This is a genomic window from Corynebacterium sp. TAE3-ERU2 (assembly GCF_019209955.1).
Classification (GTDB): Bacteria; Actinomycetota; Actinomycetes; order Mycobacteriales; family Mycobacteriaceae; genus Corynebacterium; species Corynebacterium megadyptis.
On the sequence record NZ_JAHUTL010000001.1, the window covers coordinates 387,432 to 404,988 of the forward strand.

14 protein-coding genes are annotated in these 17,557 nt (G+C 63.6%); 4 read left to right on the top strand and 10 right to left on the bottom strand.

What is annotated here, in order from left to right:
- Positions 1 to 55: 55 nt before the first annotated feature.
- A complete protein-coding gene (locus KRX12_RS01650) occupies positions 56 to 592 on the top strand; it encodes a TetR/AcrR family transcriptional regulator (RefSeq protein WP_218365490.1) in 537 nt (178 codons plus the stop codon).
- A 7-nt stretch (positions 593 to 599) separates the two neighbouring features.
- Here KRX12_RS01650 and KRX12_RS01655 read toward each other — a convergent pair whose 3' ends face one another.
- The 5 genes from KRX12_RS01655 to KRX12_RS01675 all read right to left on the bottom strand — a co-directional run bounded on the left by KRX12_RS01655 (position 600) and on the right by KRX12_RS01675 (position 6,622).
- Positions 600 to 1,250, bottom strand: coding sequence for a hypothetical protein (locus KRX12_RS01655; protein WP_218365491.1), 651 nt, complete (start codon positions 1,248 to 1,250; stop codon positions 600 to 602).
- A 128-nt stretch (positions 1,251 to 1,378) separates the two neighbouring features.
- On the bottom strand, positions 1,379 to 2,911 hold the full coding sequence (gene glpK, locus KRX12_RS01660; RefSeq protein ID WP_218364028.1) for a glycerol kinase GlpK: 1,533 nt from the start codon (positions 2,909 to 2,911) through the stop codon (positions 1,379 to 1,381).
- Positions 2,912 to 2,951: 40 nt separating this feature from the next.
- Positions 2,952 to 3,692, bottom strand: coding sequence for an MIP/aquaporin family protein (locus KRX12_RS01665; protein ID WP_151529214.1), 741 nt, complete (start codon positions 3,690 to 3,692; stop codon positions 2,952 to 2,954).
- On the bottom strand, positions 3,692 to 5,416 hold the full coding sequence (locus KRX12_RS01670) for a glycerol-3-phosphate dehydrogenase/oxidase (protein ID WP_218364030.1): 1,725 nt from the start codon (positions 5,414 to 5,416) through the stop codon (positions 3,692 to 3,694). Before KRX12_RS01670 ends, KRX12_RS01665 begins: the two co-directional genes overlap by 1 nt.
- A 666-nt stretch (positions 5,417 to 6,082) precedes the next feature.
- Positions 6,083 to 6,622, bottom strand: a complete 540-nt coding sequence (locus tag KRX12_RS01675; RefSeq protein ID WP_151529212.1) for an NUDIX domain-containing protein — start codon at positions 6,620 to 6,622, stop codon at positions 6,083 to 6,085.
- 134 nt (positions 6,623 to 6,756) lie between these two features.
- Here KRX12_RS01675 and thrC point away from each other — a divergent pair, with 134 nt between their 5' ends.
- Positions 6,757 to 8,187 carry a threonine synthase gene (gene thrC, locus KRX12_RS01680; RefSeq protein WP_218365492.1) on the top strand — a complete coding sequence of 477 codons (1,431 nt, stop codon included), beginning with the start codon at positions 6,757 to 6,759 and terminating at the stop codon, positions 8,185 to 8,187.
- A 53-nt stretch (positions 8,188 to 8,240) separates the two neighbouring features.
- Positions 8,241 to 8,597: a YbaN family protein gene (locus tag KRX12_RS01685; protein ID WP_225976647.1), complete on the top strand. Its 357-nt coding sequence runs from the start codon at positions 8,241 to 8,243 to the stop codon at positions 8,595 to 8,597.
- Positions 8,598 to 8,680: 83 nt separating this feature from the next.
- On the opposite strand, the gene KRX12_RS01690 is transcribed toward KRX12_RS01685, so the two are convergent.
- From KRX12_RS01690 to KRX12_RS01700, 3 genes are all read right to left on the bottom strand, one after another.
- On the bottom strand, positions 8,681 to 10,306 hold the full coding sequence (locus tag KRX12_RS01690; protein WP_218364036.1) for a cation acetate symporter: 1,626 nt from the start codon (positions 10,304 to 10,306) through the stop codon (positions 8,681 to 8,683).
- 35 nt (positions 10,307 to 10,341) lie between these two features.
- Positions 10,342 to 10,683: a DUF485 domain-containing protein gene (locus KRX12_RS01695; protein WP_370625167.1), complete on the bottom strand. Its 342-nt coding sequence runs from the start codon at positions 10,681 to 10,683 to the stop codon at positions 10,342 to 10,344.
- A 526-nt stretch (positions 10,684 to 11,209) separates the two neighbouring features.
- The gene (locus KRX12_RS01700; protein WP_218364039.1) at positions 11,210 to 12,472 is read right to left on the bottom strand and encodes a glutaminase; all 1,263 of its coding nucleotides are present in this window, start codon (positions 12,470 to 12,472) and stop codon (positions 11,210 to 11,212) included.
- A 125-nt stretch (positions 12,473 to 12,597) separates the two neighbouring features.
- Here KRX12_RS01700 and KRX12_RS01705 point away from each other — a divergent pair, with 125 nt between their 5' ends.
- The gene (locus KRX12_RS01705; RefSeq protein ID WP_255550012.1) at positions 12,598 to 13,887 is read left to right on the top strand and encodes a nitrate/nitrite transporter; all 1,290 of its coding nucleotides are present in this window, start codon (positions 12,598 to 12,600) and stop codon (positions 13,885 to 13,887) included.
- Here the strand turns inward: KRX12_RS01705 and KRX12_RS01710 are convergent.
- Both KRX12_RS01710 and KRX12_RS01715 read right to left on the bottom strand, forming a co-directional pair.
- A complete protein-coding gene (locus KRX12_RS01710) occupies positions 13,884 to 14,291 on the bottom strand; it encodes a hypothetical protein (RefSeq protein WP_218365493.1) in 408 nt (135 codons plus the stop codon). The two genes, KRX12_RS01705 and KRX12_RS01710, sit on opposite strands and share 4 nt — an antisense overlap.
- A gap of 44 nt (positions 14,292 to 14,335) precedes the next feature.
- Entirely contained in the window at positions 14,336 to 17,518 is a 3,183-nt protein-coding gene (locus KRX12_RS01715) for a bifunctional [glutamine synthetase] adenylyltransferase/[glutamine synthetase]-adenylyl-L-tyrosine phosphorylase (protein ID WP_218365494.1), read from the bottom strand.
- Positions 17,519 to 17,557: the final 39 nt, after the last annotated feature.

Sequence of the window (17,557 nt, forward strand, 5' to 3'; positions counted from 1 at the left end):
TCCAGCCGGTACAGTTTTGCTGGTAAAGAGCACCTTACTGCGCTAGTATGACGGCATGTCCGCACGCGAAGCTGTCCTCGACGCCTATGAAACGCTGCTCATTGAACGCGATGATCAAGCCGCCACGATCAAGGCCATCGCGCAGACCGCCGGCTGTTCCAAGGGCGGGCTGCTCTACCACTTCCCCAGCAAGCAGGCGCTCGCAGACGGTCTCATCGACAGGCTGAAGCGCCGCACCAGCGACGATATTGAGACGATGCGCACCGCCGAGGAGGGCGCGGTGAACTACTACCTGCGCACCTCCGCCGTCACCGATGACCACTTCGGCCGCACGCTCATGGCCGTCACGAAGATCGGCGCCAGCCACAGCGGCACCGTGGAGAACGCGCTGTCGATGGTGCAGGAACGCTTCCTCGCCGAGCTGCGGCGCTACTGCCCCAACGAGACTGTGGCCATCGCCGTGCTGCTGCTGGGCGATGGCCTGTACTACAACGAAATCAACTCCGGATTCTGCTGCACGGCGAAGCGGGATGTGACACCTGAGGTTCTCGCGGCTGCCGCCACGCTTATCGACGCCACCTCGCCGGAGTAATCCCCGTTTAGGCGGGGGCGTTGATGTAGATATTCTCCAGCAGCTGATCCCGTAGCTCTGGCTGTACCGGCTCGCCGGATTCATCGATCACGGTGGCCACGAGGCTAATCGAGCGCTCCCCGAGCGGCACCACGATCATCTTCGCCTCCTGCACGACCTGCACATCCAGCATGGCGGTGTTATAGGTCATGTTCTTCGCAGGATAGCCGCAGACCTCGGGGGCGTCCGTGACCTGGAGGTCACCATCCTGGGAGAGCATATTCAGGGTGTCGGTGTATTGCTGGAAGGCCTCCTCTGGGCCGACCTCGACGGTGCCGCCCACAATGCTGGCGGTGACCGAGCCGGAGCTCATGGACAGCAGAATGGAATCGGCCTCGGCCTCTGGGTGGCGCTCCCAGCCCTCGGGCAGGGGCATCGCCACGGTATAGCCGGTATCGCCGACAGTAACCTCCGCGCTCGGCCCCTCAATCGGGGCGCATGTGCCGGCGGTGTCTGCGGGCGCATCCGCCGCGGCGGGAGCCTCCTCGCTGGCGGTGCTGGACGCCTCGGCCGCAGGGGACTCCGCGGCAGAATTATCGGCCTCCGAGCCGCAGGCGGCGAGCGGCATGATGAGCGCGGTGGTGGCTAGGGCGGCGAGGGAGATTCTGAGGGGACGCATAGTTGAGTATCGTAGCGTGCCGCGCGGACACGGACAGGGACAAGCCCCGCCCACGGTGGCTATGAGTGCGAATGCACACCGTGAACGGGGCTTGTATCTATTCCCTCACACACTGTCCCGTGCGGAGGTTAATCCTCCTCGGGGACCTCCCAGTTATAGGAGCGCTCCACAGCGCGGTTCCAATCGCTGTAGAGACGATCAACCTCTTCTTGCGGCATGGAGGGACTCCATGTCTTCGCCTCAGAGGACTGGTCCTTCAATGCGGCCAGGTCTTCCCAGAAGCCGACACCCAGGCCGGCAGCGTAAGCCGCGCCGGTAGCGGTGGTTTCCACGTTCTTCGGGCGCACCACCTTGGTGCCCAGAATGTCGGACTGGAACTGCATGAGCAGCTCGTTCATGGTCATGCCGCCGTCGACGCGCAGGTTGGTGATCTCCACTCCGGAGTCGGCCACCATGGCGTCGGCCACCTCGCGGGTCTGGTAGGCAGTGGCCTCCAGCACGGCGCGGGCGATGTGCTTGCGGTTGGTGAAGCGGGTCAGGCCGACGATCACGCCGCGGGCATCGGAGCGCCAGCGCGGGGCGAAAAGTCCCGAGAAGGCGGGCACGATGTACACGCCGCCATTGTCCTTAGCCTCGCGGGCGAGATTCTCCACGGAGGGCGAGTTGGGGATCAGCTGCAGGTTGTCCCGCAGCCACTGCACCAGCGAGCCACCCATGGATACCGAGCCCTCCAGCGCGTAGACGGGCTTTTCGCCCTCGAGCTGGTAGCAGACGGTGGTGAGCAGGCCGTTTTCGCTCAGCTGCGGCTTGGTGCCGGTGTTGAGCAGCAGGAATAGGCCAGTGCCATAGGTGTTCTTGGCATCGCCGGCGCGGAAGCAGCCCTGGCCGAACATGGCAGCCTGCTGATCGCCCAGGATGGCCTTGATCGGCACCCCGGAGAGCGAGCCGCGGGCACGGATGGAGCGGAAGTCGCCCACGGAGGGACGGATCTCGGGAAGCATGGCCATCGGAATGCCCATGGCCTCGCACAGCTCCTCGTCCCACTCCAGGGTTTCCAGGTCCATGAGCAGGGTACGGGAGGCGTTAGTGACATCGGTGGCGTGCAGCGCCTCTGCCCCATCGTCGCCCTCGGCGCCGCCGGTCATGTTCCACAGCAACCAGGTGTCGATGGTGCCGAAGAGCAGCTCGCCCTTCTCGGCACGCTCGCGGGCACCCTCGACGTTGTCGAGAATCCACTTCACCTTCGGGCCAGCCGGATAGGAGTTGATGAGCAGGCCGGTGCGCTTCTGCCACTTATCGGCAGTGCCCTCACCGATCAGCTTGCGGCAGATCTCGGTGGTGCGGGTGTCCTGCCAGACGATGGCGTTGTAGATGGGCTCACCGGTGTTCTTGTCCCAGACAACGGTGGTCTCGCGCTGGTTGGTGATACCGACGGCCAGCACGTCCTGGGCGGAGATGTCCTGGTTGGCCAGGGCGCGGCCGACGGCGCGGCGGGTGTTATCCCAAATCTCCTTGGGGTCGTGCTCCACCCAGCCCTTCTGCGGGAAGTACTGCTTGTGCTCGTACTGGCCGACAGAGATCTGGTTGGCGTCGTGATCGAAAATGATGCAGCGAGTCGAGGTCGTACCTTGATCAATCGCGGCAATGTATTTGGTGGACATAATGTTCTCCAATGGTGGGGGGGTGATGGGGGAAGGTGGATTACATGACGGTGGCCATGAGGCCAACGACGACGGCTGCAATCATCGGGGCGACAACAGGCACCCAGGCGTAGCCCCAGTTCGCGTCGGCCTTGCCCTTGATGGGCAGGAGGAAGGCGTAGGCGATACGAGGACCAAGGTCACGGGCCGGGTTGATGGCATAACCGGTGGGGGTACCAAGCGACATACCGATGGAGACCACCACGAAGGCCACGGCGAAGTAGGTCATCGGGCCGAGCTCGCCACCGGTGGGGCCCCAGGCGATGAAGGCCAGGAGCACGAAGGTGGCCATGAACTCGGTGAATGCGTTCCAGCCGTTCTTCGGATGGGCGGGGCCGGTGAAGAAGATGCCACCGGTCACGCTGTTCGCATCGGTGTTCTCGCCGTTGTCGTCCAGCGAGTTGGCGTCGAAAAGCTGCTTGAAGGTGAGGTAGCAGAGGACTGCTCCGAAGAGACCGCCGAGCATCTGACCGACGATGTAATAAGGAACGAGCTCCCACGGGGTGGCACCATTGAGCGCAAGCATCACAGTGACGGCCGGGTTCAGGTGGCCTCCGGAGACATTCGCCACGGAGGCACCGATAAACACGGCCATACCCCAACCGAGGGCAATGAGAAGCCAGCCAGTGTTCCGGGCGCCGGAGGTGCGCAGCGTATTAACGGCGCACACTCCATTACCGAGGAGCAGGAGCAGTGTGGTGCCGAGGAATTCCCAGCCCAGCGCTTGGGTTGCTGTGATCATTAGATATCTACGCTTTCGTCGATGTTGGTTCGGGGATCGCCGGCCTTGATCATGTAGTCGGTGGCAGCGGCATCGGTGAGAGCCTTTTCGGCGTTGAGCTCGGCTTCGACGCGGCCACGGAAGCTCTCCAGCTCTGCCTCCACAGTTGCGTCATCCCAGCCCAGGTGCGGGGCGATGAAGGTGGCAACGGCCTCGGCCGCGACGGTGCCGCGATCGTCGTACTCCATAGCCACGCGCAGGCGGCGGTTGAGCACGTCCTCCAGGTGCAGCGCACCCTCGTGGGTGACGGCATAGAGCACCTCTGCCCAGATATAGCCCTCCGCACCCTCGATGGGCGTGAGCAGGTCCTTATCCTCGGCGGCGGGGGCCAGTACCTCTTCATAGAGGGAGCCATAGCGGCCGAGCAGGTGCTCGATGGTCGCAGCCGGCAGCTCGTAGCGGGCGGCCAGCGCGTCCACCTGGTTGGCGAGCGCATGGTAGCCATCGGCGCCCAGGATCGGGGTCTGATCGGTGATGGACTCCGGAACCTGCTTCGGGATGTCGCCGATCGCGAGATCCACGGCATCCTTACCGATCACGCGGTAGGTGGTGTACTTACCGCCGGCCACGGAGATCAGGCCCGGCAGGTCGCGGGCAACAGCGTGGTTGCGGGAGAGCTTGGTGGTGGTATCGGAAGAGCCGGCCACCAGCGGGCGCAGACCGGAGTAGACGCCCACGATATCGCCGTGGGTGATCGGGGTGCGCACCCGCTCGTTGAGCTCGCCCAAGATGTAGTCGATGTCTTCCTTGGTGGGTGCCGGGTCTGGGCGACCCTCGGTGTACTCGGTGTCGGTGGTGCCGACGATCCAGTACTCGCCCCACGGAATCACGAAGAGCACCGACTTCTCGGTGACGAAGCAGAGTGCGGCGTCGGATTCGATCTTGTCCTTCGGCACCACAATGTGCACGCCCTTGGATGCGTGCACGGAGAACTTGCCCTCCACGCCGGCCATCTTGTGGATGTCGTCATTCCACACGCCGGTGGCGTTGATGAATACCGAGCCATGCACGGTGGTCTCACGGCCAGTGTCAGTATCGCGCAGGGTAGCGCCGACGACGCGGCCGTGCTTCTTTTCAAAACCGACCACCTGGGTGGAGGTGCGGATGGTGGCGCCGTACTCGGCGGCGGTGCGCAGCACCGTCATGGTGTGGCGGGCGTCGTCGACAAGCGTGTCGTAGTAGCGGATACCGCCGACCACAGCATCTTCCTTCAGCGCCGGGACCACCTTGAGGGCGCCCTTGCGGGTGTAGTGCTTCTGCATGGGGACGGTCTTGGCGCCACCCATGAGGTCGTAGAGCGTGAATCCGCCGAACATCATGACCCGCTCCCACACGCGGTTGGTCAGCGGGAAGAGGAACTTCAGCGGCTTGACCTGGTGCGGAGCCAGGGTGGACATATTCAGCTCGCGTTCGCGAAGGGATTCTGCCACGAGGCGGAAGTCCAGCATCGCCAGGTAACGCAAACCGCCGTGGAACATCTTGGAGGAACGAGAGGAGGTGCCGGAGGCAAAGTCGCGGGTCTCGATCACCGCGACCTTGAGACCACGGGTGGCGGCATCGAGGGCAGCACCTGCGCCCACCGAGCCACCGCCGATGATGACGACATCAAATTTCTCTGAACCGAACTTCTCCCAAGATTCCTCGTAGTACTCGGGGTTGAGTGCCTGCTTCGATGTGGAAGCCATGTGAAAGTCACGACCTTTCCGGCCCGTCGACGCCTCGTGTTGCACTCACCAATGGGTGAGCTTCGGCGCATCGGTGGAGGCCAACAATGGGTTGATGTGAGGACGCAGTGCGGGAGTTAGGAAAGTTCTAACACTCTCATCACTTAGAGCACTGAGCCCTAATGTCAAAGTCCAGAGTAACAGCGCCTACCCCACCCCAAAAGGGTGCTTTTTATTAGTAGGACAAAGCAAGTCCCACACAAAGGGGCATAACCGCAGGTAAAAGACATATATGCAGCGAGCTATGCATAGTTGGTTGTGACTTGTAGCACATTGCACCGCTAACCTACGGTGTCGTCACTACCCCCTTTCGGGGCCTGTTTTTTCAAAATAAGGGCCGCCAAAACTACGGAATAGTAACCGACTTTTAGCTGGCGTTTTAGAGAATTCATCCCATGTCTATGCGCATAAGCTACGGAATGGTAATGAGTTATACCCCCGCGAATTTGAAAATGATCACCACCCCACAGGAAACAAAGCTACTAATCGGTAAGCGGGCATATATGTCCTGTCATTTTGCGCCCAGTTACCCCCAGCATCCTCCCCCAAAACCGAACCCTTTATGTCTATTACGGCCATCGCCGACCCCTCCCCCAGAAGGGCCGGCGAGCGCGGCCTCCCCCACCGCTAGAAGGCCGGCTTGTCCCGCTTGTGATAGCCCATGCGCGGCTGGAAGCCCTGCGGGCGGCGTCGTTGCGCGACGGCGTCGGCGATGAGCAGCCGGAAGCGCGGCGCCACGGAGGAGGGCAGCTGGGCGATGCTGAACCAGCCCACCGCACTGGATTCGTCATCGCCCACGGCCGGCTCGTCTTCGCCCACCACCTCGAGGCGGAAGGCGATATCGATATAGGAGGCAACATCCCCATTGGGGTAGGTCACCGGCCCCACTGCCCCGCACCCAAGAAGAGCGGCGACGCGGGTATCAAGGCAGGCCTCCTCTTTCACCTCGCGCACGGCGGTGGTGGTGGGTTCTTCTCCCGCATCGGCAATGCCGGTGACCGGCGTCCACATGTCATTGTCTGCCCGGCGGACGAGCAATACTTCGGGAGCATTGAGAAAGTTGCCGGTGGTGGACTCGCGTAACACGATCGCGGTCACCCCTGGAAGAAGCAGCGGCTCGTGGCCGATTTTTTCACGAAGACTGAGAATATAGTCAGGTGTAGGCATATCACCTGACTCTACCCGCACACGCTGCACGGATAGCCGGTGCGCCCGCGCCCTCACCCGCTTCAGGGGAGATATCCGCCGCCGGAGCGGGGTCGAAGTTTTGCTCACTGCACCAACCCCCTAAGCTGGGTGAGGTGCACTACATTTCTACTCGCGATACCTCGGCCACCCCGTATTCCTTCACCGATATTCTCCTCGGCGGCCTCGCCCCCGACGGCGGGCTCTTTTTGCCCGAAAGCTACCCGCAGCTCAGCGACGAGCAGCTCACTCAGTGGCGAGCTGTACTGAATGAGCAGGGCTATGCCGCACTCGCTTTCGAGGTGCTGCAACTATTCGTCGATGACATTCCCGCGGAGGATCTGCGCGGTATCTGCGAGCGCGCCTACACCACCCCGAAGTTCTCGGACCCGGAGATCGTTCCGGTGCGCACCCTCGGCGATGGCCTGCTGCTCGGGCGCTTGTCCATGGGGCCTACGGCCGCTTTTAAGGACATGGCCATGCAGCTGCTGGGCGAGCTCTTTGAATACGAGCTGGCCCGGCGCGGGCAGTCCCTGAATATCGTGGGTGCCACCTCCGGCGATACCGGATCCTCGGCGGAGTATGCGATGCGCGGGCGCGAGAATATCCGCGTGTTCATGCTCACCCCCGCAGGGCGTATGACTCCCTTCCAGCAGGCCCAAATGTTTGGCCTGCACGATGACAATATCTTCAATATCGCCCTCGATGGCGTCTTCGATGACTGCCAGGATGTGGTCAAGGAGATCTCCGCGGATGCCGACTTTAAATCCACTCGGTCGATTGGTGCGGTGAACTCCATCAACTGGGCCCGCCTCATGGCCCAGGTGGTCTACTACGTTTCCTGCTGGATTCGCGCTACGTCCTCCAATGAGCAGCAGGTGTCCTTCTCCGTGCCCACCGGCAATTTCGGTGATATTTGCGCCGGCCATATCGCGCGTTCGATGGGCGTTCCCATCGACAAGCTGATCGTGGCCACGAACGAAAACAATGTGTTGGAGGAGTTCTTCCGCACCGGCGATTATCGGGTGCGCAGCTCCGCCGAAACCCAGGCCACCTCCTCGCCGTCGATGGATATCTCCAAGGCCTCCAACTTCGAGCGCTTCATCTTCGATCTCCTCGACCGCGACGCGGCGGCCACCGCGGAGCTCTTTGGCACCCAGGTAAAGCAGGGCGGTTTCTCGCTCAGCGAGCATCCCGCCTTTGCCCGCGCCGCAGCGGAGTATGGCTTCCTTGCCGGCACGTCTACCCACGATGATCGCCTGCGCACCATCGCCCGCGTGCACCGCGACTATGGGGTGCTCATCGATCCCCACACCGCGGATGGTGTGGCCGCCGCCGAGCAGAACCGCGAGTCCACCGACTCCCCCATCATCTGCCTAGAGACGGCGCTGCCGGTGAAATTTGCCGAGACCATCACCGAGGCCATCGGCTCCGCCCCGGAGCTGCCGGAGCGCTTCGCCGGGATTGAAGATGTGGAGTTCCGCGTCTTCGACATGCCCAATGATGCCCAGCGCGTCAAGGACTTCATCGACGAGCGGCTCGCCTAGCGCGACGCGGCAAACATTAGTCTTGCCTAAAGCACCCTTGTTAGTATGCAAGGGTGCTTAAGTTTATGCTGCGGGCGGTCGGTGTGATCGCCACCGGATGCGGAATCATCGGCATAGTGTTGCCGCTGTTTCCCACGACGCCGTTTTTGCTCCTCGCAGCGTATTGCTTTGCCAAAAGCTCTCCGCGGATGCACGACTGGCTGCTCTCCCACCCGCAACTCGGCCCCTATATCACCAACTATCAATCTGGGGCGATGAGCAAAAAGCACAAGATTTTCACCCTCACCACGATATGGCTGGCCGTGGCTCTTGCCATCTGGCGAGTGGATCATGTGCTCGTCTACACCCTGTTCCCCTTGGGCGCGCTGGGCATGACCTGGCATATTTCGCGGCTAACTACCGCCCGCTAAAACCACCACCGGCCCACCCCTCGAGTCTGCACTGAGGTGGTGGGCCGGTGTGGCGCGGGGTGGCGTCGATAAGCGAGAAGCAGCTAGTGCTGCACCGCCTTGGCGGCGCCGATTCCGGTGAGGGCGCGCACTTCCATCTCTGCCGCCTTGCCCTCGAAGTTATCGGGCTTACCGAGGTAGGTGCCGATAATGCCGAGGAGGAAGCCGGCAGGGATCGCGACGATCGAGGGATTGGTAATCGGGAAGATCGCGAAGTCCGCATTCGGCAGCATGGCCGTCTCCGTGCCGGAGAATGCTGGGGAGAGCACGATGAGAATGACGGAGGTGAGCAGGCCGCCGTACATGGAGAACAGGGCGCCGGTGGTGTTGAAGCGCTTCCAGTAGAGCGAGTAAATGATGGTGGGCAGGTTCGCCGCGGCGGCGATACCGAAGGCCAGGGCGACCAGGAAGGCGATATTTTGGCCCATGGCACCAATGCCCATAACGATGGCGAGCACGCCAATGACCACCACGGTGATCCGCGAGACTCGCACCTGCTCCTCTTCGGTGGCCTGCCCCTTACGGATCACGTTGTTGTAGAGGTCGTGGGCCACCGAGGCCGAAGCGGTGATGGCCAGACCGGCGACCACGGCGAGGATGGTGGCGAAAGCGATGGCAGAGATCACGGCCATGAAGATCGTGCCACCGACCCGCGCCGAGAGCAGCAGCACAGCGGAGTTCACTCCACCGGGCGCGGCCTGGATCTGCTCAGGCCCCACCAGCGCGGCGGCGCCATAGCCCATGAACACGGTGAGCAGGAAGAAGAGCGCGACGATGCCGATGGTCCACGCCACCGAGCGGCGCGCCTCATGGGCGGTGGGCACGGTGTAGAAACGCATGAGCACGTGCGGCAGGCCAGCGGTGCCGAAGACGAGCGCCATGCCGAGGGAGACGAAGTCCAGCTTGGTCAGCGTGGAGGCGCCGTATTTCAGGCCCGGGCCGAGGATGTCCTCGCCCTTGGGGTGATTGGCCACGGCGGATCCGAGCAGCTCATTGAAGCCACCCTTGACGGCGAAGAAGGTCAGCAGGGTGATGAGGATGGAGCCGCCCACCAGCAGCACCGCCTTGATCATCTGCACATAGGTGGTGCCCTTCATACCGCCGACGAGCACGTAGACGATCATGAGCACGCCGACGATGGCGACCACGCCCGACTGCGCGACCTTGCCCTCGATTCCCAGCAGCAGGGCGACGAGTCCGCCGGCGCCGGCCATCTGGGCGATGAGATAGAACAGCGAAATAGACAGCGTCGAGATCGCGGCCGCGGTACGCACCGGGCCTTGCTTCAGCCGGAAGGAGAGCACATCGGCCATGGTGAAGCGGCCGGTATTGCGCAGCGGTTCGGCCACGAGCACCAGGGCCACCAGCAGGGCCACGAGGAAGCCCACCGAGTAGAGGAAGCCGTCATAGCCATAGAGGGCGATGGCGCCGGTCACGCCGAGGAAGGCGGCGGCGGAGAGGTAGTCGCCAGCGATGGCGAGGCCGTTTTGCTTGCCGGAGAAGGAGGCGCCGCCGGTGTAGAAATCGGAGCCCTTCTGCGAGGTCTGGCGGGTCACGCGGATCACGATGCCCATGGTGGCCACGATGAATGCCACGAAGATGGAGATATTGAGCACCGGGTTGCCGGTGCTGATCGCTTCAGTCGCGAGCACTGTTGTGGAGTGAGTCATAAGTAGTCCTTGGTATCTGCTAGGAGGGGGCGGCGCTAGTGCTGCTGGGGTTCACTGAGGCGCTCGTTCATCTGCTCACGGATCAACGCGGAAGCGGGATCCAGCGTGTTATCGGCGAAGCGCAGATAGGCCCAGGTAACAATCCCGGCGGTGAGGAACTGGGCGATGCCGAGGACCATGCCGAGGTTGATATACCCGAACACCTTGATGGTCACCACATCCACCAAGAAGGTGGCGGTGACGATATAGAGCAGATACCAGGTGATGAAGGCGACGAAGACGGGGAAGACGAATCCACGGAAGGTACTACGCAGGCGTGTGAAGTCTTCTGTCTGGGCGGTCTCGATGAAATCCTGCTCGGTGGGAGTCCGGGGCACGACCGGATCCCTACCCTGCGAGGAGGGGGATGGGGACACAGGCATGGGTGTCTCACTTCCTATTGTCAAAGGTTGGGCTCATAGCGACCGACACCTGTGACCCACCACGCGCCTCCATGCACGTGACGTGGACCTCATAGTGTGCGGTCGTTGTGAAGTGAGACACTACAGGCAGATGTGAAGACTGTGAAGCGACTTTCCTTTCCCATCCGAGCGCATCACCCCCGCGAAAAAATGAGCCTCGCCTAATCTTCTTTGCAGGCCTGCAAAGGCGCGCCACGCGCCCACCGCAGGACACACCGCAAGCGACGGAGAAAATGGACTAAAAAATACTTTTATGTATCAAGAATCTGCCTTAATGGGGGTAACCGTGCCGTATTTCGCGCCCGATACACCCCCTTCCCCAACGTAACTTATGCAAAGTTCTTCACATTTTCTCGGCCGTCTACCCCCTATTGGGCGGAGCTGTCGGAGCGAGCCGCGGCGCGGCCGCCACTACCCCCACCGTGGCGGCGCCAGCCCGGCGCTAGTGCCGAATGAGGCCGATATCGGTGACCACTTCGAAGCACTCCTCCCCACTGAGGGAGGATTGGTCCACCTGCGAATCGGGGTCGATAATTACCACGCGGTGGCCCTCCTCGCGCAGCCGCCGCAGCCCCTCGAGCAGCATGCGCAAGGCCACCGGCGCCAGGGAGATAACGCGAGAGATATCCACGGCGAAAATCGGACCGCGAATCTCGCGGGTGCGCATGGCGTGCAACAAGGCCTCGCCGGCCGAGAAGTTGAGCGTTCCCTGCAGCTTGAGAAGGGAGATATCTCCCTCTTGGACCAGCTCGCGCACCGCGTTCACGCCACGCCGGTCGGTGGCCATTAAGTGCAGGCCCCAATCGCGGGAGAGCCGCTGAAATACTTTGCGCCCCAGTACCGAGTTGCCATTGACGTCGAGCGGCGGGGAGAAAGTGGCAATGCCCAGCTGCCCAGGCAGACAGCCCATCATGCCGCCCGAGACCCCCGATTTAGCGGGAATGCCCACGGAGGTCATCCACCGTCCGGCGGCGTCATACATGCCCGCCGAGGCCATCACGGCCAAGGTTTGGTGGCACACATCCTCGCTCACGACCTGCTCGCCGGTGAGCGGCTGCACCCCACCATTGGACAGGGTGGCGGCCATGACCGCGAGATCCCGCACGGTGACATTAATGGAGCACTGATACACATAGGACACCACGGCGTCATGGGCGTCGTCGCCGATAATCCCATAGGAGCGCAGCATATGCGCGATGGCGAAATTGCGATCCGAGTTATCCAATTCCGAATAGGCCACCGCCATGTCCACGCTGAGCTCGCGCCCGGCCAGCCGAGAGAATTGGGCGAGGATCTTCTCCACGCGTTCTTCAATGGTGGAGTCCACGCCATTAATCAGCTGATTAATAGCGATCGCCCCAGCGTTGATCATGGGATTGACCGGGCGGTTGGTGGGCGTATCCAAAGAGAGCTCATTAAACGCCTCGCCGGATGGCTCTACGCCCACAGTCTCCAGAACCGTCTGCAGGCCGCATTCCTCGAGGGCGAGGGCGTAGGCGAAGGGCTTGGACACCGACTGCATGGAGAATTCCTGCTCGGCATCGCCGACACAGTAGATACGGCCATGCGAGGTGCATAGGCCGATGGCCTTGCGCTCCGGATCGGCCTGCGCCAGCACGGGGATATAGTCGGCGACCATGCCTTCGGCGTCATAGTCGATGGACTCGAGTGCGAGCGACAGGTAATCGTGAATCGGGGTAGACATACTCAGCTCCAAAGCCTTCCTTATCGCTGCGGGGCCACAGACGGGACAGACTCGACACTACCAACGCTCGCCCCCTGCCTATGACCCGCCTGCCAGCGGCGCTCGTGCCAGCACTATCGTGGTGGATGATGAACACCTCCGCTGCCGCGTCCTCCGCGTCCTCTGCTGGCGCCCCCGACCCCACTGACCCCACCGCTGCCGTCAGCCAGCGGCAGGCGATGGTGGTGTGGCTGGCGGCCGTCGTGGTCTACATCGTGGCCATCATGGGCCGCGGTTCCTTCGGCGTGGCCAGCGTCGAGGCTTTTGAGCGTTTTTCCGCTTCTGCCAGCGGGCTCGCCGTGTTCACCGCGGTGCAGATGGGGGTGTACGCCCTCGCCCAGATTCCCACCGGCGTGCTGATTGATCGTTTCGGTGCCCGCCGCCTGCTTGTTGCCGGCGCCCTCGTCATGGCCGGCGGCCAGCTGCTGCTCGCGCTGAGCACGAGCTTTACGGTGGCCATCATCGCCCGAGTGCTGGTGGCGATGGGCGATGCCACCGCATTTTTGTCGGTGATGCGCATCATTCCGCAGTGGTTTCCCTTGCACCGGGCACCCATTTTCACCCAGCTGACGGCCGCATTGGGGCAGGTGGGCCAGTTCCTTTCCGCGGTGGTATTTCTCGGTATTCTCCACGCCGCGGGCTGGGAAGTGGCCTTTATTTCCGCGGCTGCGGCGGGCGTGCTGGTGGCGCTGGCGGCCTGGGTGGCTATTCAGGAGCCGCCCCGCCGGCTGGTGAGTTCCACCCAGCCGCTGCGGACCCGCCTGCGCATCGTGGCCACCCATCCGGCCTGCTGGCAGGGCTTCTTCATTCACGGCATCGGCTTATTCCCCCAGGTGGTCTTCACCCTCACCTGGGGCATGCCGCTGATGACCCTCGGCATGGGGATCAGCGCCCACGTCGCCGGCTGGGTGCTGGTGGTCAATACCGTGGTGCAGGTTCTTGCCGGCCCGCTCCACGGGCTCATCTCGGCGCGCTTCGGGGCGAATCGCTGGCTGCTGGCGCTGGTGAGCTCGGGCATCACCATGGCGCTATGGGCGCTCTTTTTCGCTAGCGCCTCCCCGCGCGGAGTGGCGTGGATCGTGGTGCTCAATGTGGTGATGGGCGCGCTCGCCCCGGTGGCCAATTATGGCTTCGACCAGGTGCGCGAGGCCGTGCCCCACGAGGTGCTCGCCACGGGCACCGGCTTGGCCAATATGGGCGGCTTCACCGCGGGGATGATCGTCGCCCAGGGCTATGGCATGCTTCTCGACGTCGCCGCCACGGACAGCACCCACTACACGTGGGGCGATTTCCGCTTCGCTGGGCTCGCCGCCCTCATCGTGTGGGCGCTGGGCGCCAGTGCTTTGGTGTGGGCGCGCCGCCGCGAGCGCCGCTAGCGCGGGCTGGGGCCACCACGGCCCCGCAGCAGCGCATCCACCACGCTGTGCACGGCTTGGTCGCCGAGGGTTTGGCGCACGGCGTCATAGACCTTGGCGGCGTCGAAGCTCGTCCCGCGCGGAAATTCGATCCTGTCCGCGCCCTCATCTCCGGTGGGCGGGGTCGCCGCTGCGGATTCGGCATCCTCGACTTCCTCCGCGTCCACCACATCCTCGCCGGCCGAGGCGGCGGCGGGAGCACCGGGCACGCCGTTGTGCTCCACATAGATCTCGCGGTCGTCCTGATCGATCACGAGAAACTCCTCGGGATCGACCCCGAGGTTACGGAGGGTATCGGCGAACTCGATGAGATCACCGACGGTGGGGCTATCCATTTCGAGCCCGATACGCATGGAAATATTCATTGCACTGCTCCTTCTAGGCGCTAGGTGCACCCCAGTGTAGCGATCTAGAAACGCTCACTCCCCCGGGGAATGCGCCGCATCTGTTGGGGTCGCTGCTGGCCGCCACCGGAGAAAGACCCCATGGGCCCGAATCGGTGCTCCATCCCCTCCGAATCGGCAATCTCATCACTGATGGTGGACTCGCCCCAGAACACCTCGTCCACCACCTGCCGGGCGCGGCGGGTCTTTTTCAGATAGTCCTCCAAGAATTCTTGGTAATTCATGGGGTTCCAGCCGGCGGCCGCCGCGGTTTCCGCGAGCTGCGGCCCGGGCTGCGGCAGCTGATCGGTGCGCTTGCCCCGCACCAGCACCAGCGCATTGCGGGCACGAGTGGCGGCCAGCCATGCGGAGCGCAGAATCTGTACCTTCTCCGCGTCCACGATGCCCTCATGTTCCATCACATCCAGCGCCTCCAAGGTGGAGGTGGTGTGCAGGGCTGGGTGCTTGTGCGCCTCAAGCATGCTCACGAGCTGCACCGTCCACTCGATATCGGTGAGCGCGCCCCGCCCCAGCTTGGTGTGGGTTTTACGATCCGCGCCGCGCGGCAAGCGTTCATTGTCCACGCGCGCCTTCATGCGGCGCACCTCGCGCACGGTCTTTTCATCCACGCCCCCAGGGGGATAGCGGAACTCGTCGATGGCGGCGAGGAACTGCACGCCCAGCTCCTTATCGCCGGCAATGTCGGTGGCCCGCAGCAGCGCCTGTTTCTCCCATACCGCGCCCCACGAGGAGTAGTAGCGCTGATAGCTTTCCACGGTGCGGGCCACGGCCCCCGATTTCCCTTCGGGGCGCAGGCCCAAATCCACCTCGAGAGAGGGATCGCTGGAGGGCTTGCTCAGCCGGCGGCGCATGCGATCGACGATGCGCTTCGCCCACATCAGCGCCTCATTCTCCCCCACCGACTCCACGGGCTCGGCCACAAACATCACATCGGCATCGGAGCCATATCCCAGCTCCTTACCGCCCAACCGGCCCATACCAATCACCGCGATGCGGGCAAGGGGTTTCTCCACCTCGCCCTTATGCACGGAGCCGCGGATCTCGGCGGCGAGGGCGGCGTCGAGCACCGCATCCCAGATCTCCGAAAGGCTCGCGCACACCGTCTGCACGTCGATCAGCCCGAGCAGATCCGCGGAGGCGATACGCGCCAGCTCTACTCGACGCAGCGAGCGGGCCACGGTGATCGCCCGGTCGGGATCATCGTGCCGGGCCGCGGCCGCACGCAGTGACTTGGCAATGGTCTCCGGCGATTGCTCCAAAAGCCGCGGCCCCTTGGCGGAGTCGCTAAAGAGCTTGAGCACCTCGGGGGCGGAGACCACCAGATTCGCCGCATAGGGCGAGGTCCCCAGCACTTTCATCAGGCGCTGCCCCACGATCCCCTCATCGCGCAGGGTACGCAAGAACCACGTGCGGTCATAGGCCGCATCCGAGAGCTTGCGATAGTTGAGCAGACCCTGGTCCGGGTTGGCGGTATCGCCCAGCCACTCCATCAGGGTGGGCAGCAGCATCGCCTGGATCTTGGCCTTGCGGGAGGAGCCCGAGGCAAGCGCCGTCAGATGCTCATAGGCCCGATCCGGGAATTGATAGCCCAAGGCGGCCAGCTGCAGCTTCGCGGATTCCTTACTCAAGGTGAGCGTGCCGGTATCGAGGGCGGCCACCGAGCCCAGCAGCGGGCGGTAGAACAGCCGCGTATGCAGCCCACGGACCTGAATGGAGACGCGCTTGAGCTTCTTCAACAGGGTTTCCGCGCTGGTGCCGCGCCCCTCCCCGCGCAGCCCGGCAGAGCGCGCCAGCCACCGCAGGGCGGTGGTGTCCTCCGGCTTGGGCAGGGCATGTGTGCGCCGCAGGCGCTGCAATTGCAGGCGGTGTTCAATGGTGCGGAGAAACTCATAGTCCTCGATGAGTACCTTGCCGTCTTCTCGGCCCACATAGCCGGCGTCGATAAGCGCCTCGAGTGCAGACACGGTCGCCTTGGTGCGCAGGGTCTCATCCACGCGACCGTGCACCATCTGCAGCAGCTGCACGGCAAATTCCACATCGCGCAGCCCGCCGCGGCCGAGTTTGAGCTCGCGCTCCTGCATATCGGAGGGCACATTATTCAGCACTCGAGAGCGCATGTGTTGCACGCCCTCCACGAAATTATCCCGCTGGCTGGCCTCCCACACCATGGGCTCGAGCGCCTCGATATAGCGTTGTCCCAGCTCCATATCGCCGGTGAGGGGGCGGGCCTTGAGCAGCGCCTGAAATTCCCAGGTTTCCGCCCAGCGCTTGTAGTAGCTCACATGCGATTCGAGGGTGCGTACCAGCGCCCCCTGCTTGCCCTCGGGGCGCAGGGCGGCATCGACCTCGAAGAAGGCCTTGCCGCCGATGCGGATGAGTTCGCTGGCCAGGCGGGTGGCCTTCGGGGTGGCGGGTTCGGCCACGAAGATCACATCGACATCGGAGATATAGTTCAATTCCCGCGCCCCGCACTTGCCCATGGCGATCACCCCGAGCGCGCAGTCCAGGGGATCCTCGCCATAGACCCCGGCGGCGGCCACGGCGAGCCCCGCGGTAAGCGCGGCATCGGCCGCATCGGACAGCCGCGCCGAGACGGTTTTAAACGCCACCATCTCTAGGCCGGAGCGGCGGCTGGTCTCGGGATAGGTGCCGGCAAGATCCGCGGCGGCAATGCGCATGATGATGCTGCGATAGGCTACCTTCAGCGCCCGCTCGGCCTCGGTGCCCACCATGCCGGCCACATACATGCCCACCTCGGAGCAGTTCTCGGCCGCAGGCTGCGCGGAGACATCCTCGGCGAAGCGGGCGGGATGGGCATCCACCGCGCCGAGCATGAGACGCAGCATCTCCTCCTTGGTGGGCATCGGCTCTTTGAGGCTGCGCCACGTCTCCGGATGGGCCACCAGATGATCGCCGAGCGCGGTGGAACCGCCGAGCAGCGCGATGAGCCGGACCCGCAGCTCGCGGTGCTCGCGCATGCTGCGATCAAACTCGGCGCGTTCCGCATCGTCGAGGTTGGCGACCAAGCGGATGAGGGTATTGAGCGCCAGATCCGGGTCGGCGGCACCGGAGAGCTGCCGCAGCAGCTCGAGGGACTCCTCGTTGTACCACCCCAGCTCCTTGAGGTCATCGGCGGCCGTGGGGCGCTGGAGGGACAAGCTGGCTGGGGTGGGCAGGCTAGTGCGCATGATCTTTATCCTCGACTGCGGGCGGTGGAATGCTCGATC